Origin of the sequence: Synechococcus sp. BA-120 BA3, from assembly GCF_034931285.1 — a bacterium.
Classification (GTDB): domain Bacteria; phylum Cyanobacteriota; class Cyanobacteriia; order PCC-6307; family Cyanobiaceae; genus Cyanobium.
This window is the reverse complement of sequence record NZ_JAYGHZ010000356.1, coordinates 1-5,381: the sequence shown is the minus strand read 5'-3', so window position 1 is coordinate 5,381 and position 5,381 is coordinate 1. Positions and strand designations below refer to the sequence as shown.

The 5,381-nt window shown below is 70.1% G+C and carries 4 protein-coding genes and 2 pseudogenes; 2 read left to right on the top strand and 4 right to left on the bottom strand.

The genetic code is table 11. The features are described from left to right. Positions 1 to 386 (top strand): class Ib ribonucleoside-diphosphate reductase assembly flavoprotein NrdI (gene nrdI, locus VB737_RS14665; protein ID WP_500314048.1); only part of this gene is annotated, 386 nt, incomplete at its 5' end. Continuing rightward, positions 272 to 1,090: pseudogene (locus tag VB737_RS14660) on the top strand (ribonucleotide reductase N-terminal alpha domain-containing protein); the annotation flags it as partial. The gene nrdI and the pseudogene VB737_RS14660, both read left to right, overlap by 115 nt. Before the next feature lie 33 nt (positions 1,091 to 1,123). On the opposite strand, the pseudogene VB737_RS14655 reads toward VB737_RS14660, so the two are convergent. The 4 genes and pseudogenes from VB737_RS14655 to ftsY form a co-directional block, all read right to left on the bottom strand. Then, positions 1,124 to 1,330, bottom strand: a pseudogene (locus VB737_RS14655) (RNA recognition motif domain-containing protein); the annotation flags it as partial. Between the two features lie 93 nt (positions 1,331 to 1,423). Beyond that, positions 1,424 to 2,824, bottom strand: a complete 1,401-nt coding sequence (gene argH / locus VB737_RS14650) for an argininosuccinate lyase (protein ID WP_500314046.1) — start codon at positions 2,822 to 2,824, stop codon at positions 1,424 to 1,426. A gap of 38 nt (positions 2,825 to 2,862) precedes the next feature. Further along, positions 2,863 to 4,272, bottom strand: a complete 1,410-nt coding sequence (locus VB737_RS14645; RefSeq protein WP_500314045.1) for a PP2C family protein-serine/threonine phosphatase — start codon at positions 4,270 to 4,272, stop codon at positions 2,863 to 2,865. A gap of 63 nt (positions 4,273 to 4,335) precedes the next feature. Continuing rightward, positions 4,336 to 5,381 (bottom strand): signal recognition particle-docking protein FtsY (gene ftsY / locus VB737_RS14640; protein ID WP_500314043.1); only part of this gene is annotated, 1,046 nt, incomplete at its 5' end.

Sequence of the window (5,381 nt, the reverse complement as noted above, 5' to 3'; positions counted from 1 at the left end):
CGGGCAATACGGACCGGTTCGTCCGTGCCCTGGGACTTGCGGCCGAGCGCATCCCCGTGTCGCCGGCCGATCCCATGCCCATGCCGGACGCGCCGTTCGTCCTGGTCACCCCGACCTATGCCGACGGCGAGGGGCGCGGCGCCGTCCACAAGCAGGTGATCCGCTTCCTGAACGACGCGGACGCCCGCGGGCATCTTCGCGGCGTCATCGCGTCGGGCAACCGCAACTTCGGCGCGCTCTACGCGCTGGCCGGTGACGTGATCGCCCGCAAGTGCGGCGTGCCGTTGCTCTATCGCTTCGAATTGGCCGGAACGGCGAGCGATCTCGACCGGGTCAGGGAAGGACTGGACAGGTTTTGGAAAACGCAACTCTCGACCGCGACGTGAGCGACGCCGCTCCCGCGAAGGCCGTGCCCGCCGAATGGCAGGGGCTCGACTATCACGCCCTGAACGCGATGCTGAACCTCTACGACGAGCAGGGACGCATCCGGTTCGATGCCGACCGCATGGCCGCGCGCCAGTATTTTCTCCAGCACGTCAACCAGAACACCGTGTTCTTCCACTCGTTGGAGGAGAAGCTGCGCTATCTGGTCGAGGAGGGCTATTACGAGGCCCATGTCCTCGACGGCTACGAGCCTGCGTTCCTGCGCCGGATCTGGGACGAGGCCTATGCGGTCAGGTTCCGGTTCCCGACCTTCCTCGGCGCCTTCAAGTACTACACCAGCTACACGTTGAAGACCCGCGACGGAAAGCGATATCTCGAGCGTCTCGAGGACCGTGTCGTGATGGTGGCGCTGACCCTGGCGCGCGGCGACGAGGCGCTCGCCGTGCGGTTGATGCACGAGATCCTTGCCGGGCGCTTCCAGCCGGCGACACCCACCTTCCTCAACGCGGGCAAGGCGCAGCGGGGCGAGTTGATCTCCTGCTTCCTGCTGCGCATCGAGGACAACATGGAGTCCATCGGGCGCGGCATCAACTCGGCGCTGCAGCTGAGCAAGCGCGGCGGCGGCGTCGCCTTGATGCTGACCAACATCCGCGAGCACGGCGCGGCCATCAAGGGCATCGAGAACCAGTCGTCCGGTGTCATCCCCGTGATGAAGCTGCTGGAAGACAGTTTTTCCTACGCCAACCAGCTCGGCGCCCGGCAGGGCATCGATGGCCCGGGTCTCGGTGTCGGCGTCGGCCATCTCGATGAAGGCGAAGCCGCGCTTGCGGCCCGTGTCACGCTCCAGCGGCAGGGAACAGTTGACCACTTCGCCGAAGGGCGCGAACAGTTCAGCCACGTCTTCCTGCTCGGCGCGGAAGGGAAGATTGCCGACGAAAATACTCACTGACCGATGAGGGGGAACCGATGGGGCGCGCGGGCGCCCGAGACCCCCCAAGATTAGACGTAGACCCGCGATTCCAACGCCCGACGGGGGAGCTCAGGGGGTGCGATCGAGGCGCTCCCGTGCCAGGCGCAGCTGCTCGGCCACCCGCTCGAAGCCCGTGCCGCCCTCACTGCGGCGGGCCGCCACCACCTGGCGCGGGGCGATCACCGCGTGGATGTCCGCCTCGAAGGCGGGATGGAGCTGCTGCCAGCGCTCCAGGGGCAGATCCGCCAGCAGCCGTTGCTCCAGCAGGCAGGCCTTCACCAGCCCACCCACCAGCTGGTAGGCCTCCCGGAACGGCACGCCGCGGGCCACCAGATAGTCGGCCACATCGGTGGCATTGGAGTAATCGGCGGCCACGGCGGCCTCCAGCCGGGCGGGGCGGAAGTCGAGCCCCTCCTCGAAGAGCACGGCCATCGCCTCCAGGCAATCAAGGCAGGTGCGCACCCCGTCGAAAAGGGCCTCCTTGTCCTCCTGGAAATCCTTGTTGTAGGCGAGGGGCAGACCCTTGATCATCGTCAGCAGCCCCATCAGGTGGCCGAAGACCCGGCCGCTCTTGCCGCGCACCAGTTCGGGCACATCGGGGTTTTTCTTCTGGGGCATCAGGCTGCTGCCAGTGGCGCAGCGGTCGGTGAGCCCCACGAAGCCGAACTCCTCGCTGGCCCAGAGAATCACCTCCTCCGCCAGGCGGCTGAGATGAGCCATCACCAGGGACAGGGCCGCCATCGTCTCGACGGCGAAGTCCCGGTCGCTCACCGCATCGAGGCTGTTGGCGTAGATCGCCTCAAAGCCCAGCTCGGCGGCGGTCTGGCGGCGGTCGATCGGCACCGGCGTCCCCGCCAGGGCCGCCGCCCCGAGGGGGCAGATGTTGACGCGGCGGCGCACGTCGGCCAGGCGCTGGCGGTCGCGCTCGGCCATCTCGACGTAGGCCAGCAGGTGGTGGGCCAGGCAGACCGGCTGGGCCCGCTGCAGGTGGGTGTAGCCGGGGATCAGGGTGTCGGGGTGGGCTTCGGCCCGCACCAGCAGGGCCCGCTCGAAGCGCACCAGGGCGGCGTCGATGGCATCGATCCGGCGCCGCAGCCACAGGCGCAGGTCGGTGCCCACCTGGTCGTTGCGGCTGCGGCCGGTGTGCAGCTTCTTGCCGAGGGGGCCGAGGAGCTCGATCAGGCGCCGCTCCACGGCGAAATGGACGTCCTCCGCCTCCAGGCCCGGCGTGAACCGCCCGGCGGCCGCTTCGGCCCGGATGGCTTCGAGCCCTTCGATCAGGCGCTCCGCCTCCGGCTCGCTGATCACCCCGCAGCGGCCCAGCATGCGGGCGTGGGCGACGGAGCCGTCGAGATCCTCCTGGAGCAGGGCGATGTCGAAACCGATCGAGGCGTTGAACCGCTCGATCGCCGGATGCAGACCCTGCTCGAAGCGATCGCTCCAGGTGTTGGGGGAGGGGTCGGCGACCATCAGGGCATTCCGCTCAGCCCCTCAGCTTGCCATTCGTCTCAGGTGGGGGGCAGGCAGGGCAGCACCACCCCGTCCCGCACCTTCAGCACCACCATCGAGGCATCGTCCTCGAGGCGGCGGTCGCTGCCGACGAAACGGTCGAGGCGATCGAACAGCCGATCCAGGATCGCCTGGGCCTCGTGGGCCGCCCGGCAGGCGCCCTGGAAGGCCTTCACCAGCCGCTCCTCGTCGAAGCGCTCACCGCTGAAGCCGCTGGCCTCGGTGACGCCATCGGTGTAGTAGAGGATGACGTCGCCGGGCTCCAGCTGCAGCTCGCCGCAGCCGTACTCCGCCTCGCTCTGCAGGCCGATCAGCAGGCCGGGGGTGTCGAGCCGCTCCACCCGGCCCGACTGGCGCCGCCAGACCAGGGGCGGATTGTGGGCCGCGTTGGCATAGCGCAGCAGGCGGGTGCGGGGGTCGTAGTCGGAATAGAAGAGGGTGACGAAGCGGTGCGAGTGGGCCAGGTCCTCCTGGGCCAGCTGGTTGAGGTCGTGGAGGATGCGGTCGGGCGGCAGTCCGCTGAGCACCTCGGCCCGCAGCATGCCCCGCAGCAGGGTCATCAGCAGGCCGGCCGGCACCCCCTTGCCCATGACATCGCCCATCACCAGCGCCCAGGGGGCCTGCTCGCGGCGGTGGCCGGTGAGCTGGGGCTGGGTGGGGATGAAGTCGTAGTAGTCGCCGCCCACCTGAAAGGCGGGGCGGCAGAGGGCCGCCAGCTCGACGCCGTCGATCACGGGGCAGTGGTCGGGCAGCAGCTGGGACTGGACCTCGGCACCGATGCTCAGCTGGCGGTCGAGCCGCTCATGGCGGCGCCGGTCCTGCTGCAGCAGCTCGTTCTCCAGGGCCACACCGGTGAGGTCGGCCACCAGCTGCAGGTGCCGGCGACGCACGTCGCTCCAGCTGAAGCCGCGCCGGTCGCTGAACACGTAGAGCCTGCCCCGCTGGCGGCTGCGGGCCACCACGGAGGTGGCGAACACCTGGTGGGCGCCGAGCAGGCGCTGGATCAGGGGGTCGAGCAGCACCGCGACGGCCTCGTCGCCCTCCTGGTTCTGGAGCTGGCCATCGGGCAGGGCGGCCAGCTGGCGCAGCACCTCGGCGCTGCGCTCGCCGGGGGTGGCCTGGAGCTGCTCGCGCCAGAGCCGACCATCGGCATGGAACACCACCAGCAGGCTGCCCTCAGCCTCCACCAGCCGCGCGGCCACCAGGGGCACCAGTTCGAGGAAGCGCTTGAGGTTGGTGTAGCTGCGCAGGGCGAAGGAGAGGGACGCCAGCAGCTCCAGGTTGCGGCGCTGCTCCCGGCCGAGGCTGTCCAGAAGCTGCCGCAGCGAAGCCGCCACGGACAACCCCTGAGCGGGACGGGACGCCGTGGCGGGGGTGGGGTGGGGCTGCGGGGGCGGCAGGCTGCTCACCGAGCGGCCGCAAAGGACACGCAAGGTAGCAGCGGCAGGCGGCTTCAGGAGGCGGGCAGGGCCTCAGGAGGCGAGCAGGGCCTCGACGAACTCGAAGCTGTTGAAGGGCCGCAGGTCGCGGATGCCCTCGCCGGCGCCGATGAAGCGGATCGGCAGCCCCGCCTCGGAGGCCACCGCCAGGGCGACGCCGCCGCGGGCGCTGCCGTCCAGCTTGGTGAGCACCACACCCGTGAGACCGGCGGCACTGGCGAAGGCCATGGCCTGGCGCAGGCCGTTCTGGCCCTGGCTGGCATCGAGCACCAGCAGCGATTCCACCGCCGCCTCCGGCGCCAGCTTGGTGATGGTGCGACGGACCTTGCCCAGTTCCTCCATCAGGTTGTGCTTGGTCTGCAGCCGGCCAGCCGTGTCCACCAGCACCAGCTCGGTGCCCTTGGAGCGGGCGGCGCCGATGGCGTCGTAGACGACGGCCGCCGGGTCGGCATTGGCGCTGGGATTGGCAACCACGGCCACACCGCTGCGGTCGCCCCAAACGCTCACCTGCTGCACCGCCGCGGCCCGGAAGGTGTCGGCGGCGGCGATCAGGCAGCTGTAACCGCTGCGGACCGCCAGGTTGGCCAGCTTGCCGAGGGTGGTGGTCTTGCCGACCCCGTTGACGCCGACCAGCAGCCAGACGTTGAGCCGATCGCGCTGGGGTGCCAGCAGGGCGGTGCCGCCGGCGCGGATCGGCTCGTCCAGCAGGCCGCGCAGCTGCTCCTTGAGGAAGCGCAGGCCCTCGGCCGGGTCGACCACCTCCTCGTTGAGACGGCGGCGTAGGGCTTCGAGCACCTGGTCGGTGGCCTTCACGCCCACGTCAGCCCGCAGCAGGGTGGACTCAAGGTCGTCGAGCACCGCCGGGGTGAGGGGGTCGTCGCCGAGGTTCTCCAGCAGCTGGGTGACGAAACCCTTGCGGGTTTTCTCAAGGCCGCGCCGCAGCCGGCCCAGCCAGTCGATCTCCTCCAGGGAGACGTCATCGACGCTGCGCCCCTGGGCCGCCAGCACCTCCGCCGACCAGGTGAAGGTGTCATCGAAGGCGCCGAGGCTGGGGTCGGCGGCGTCGGCCTCCGCTGCCG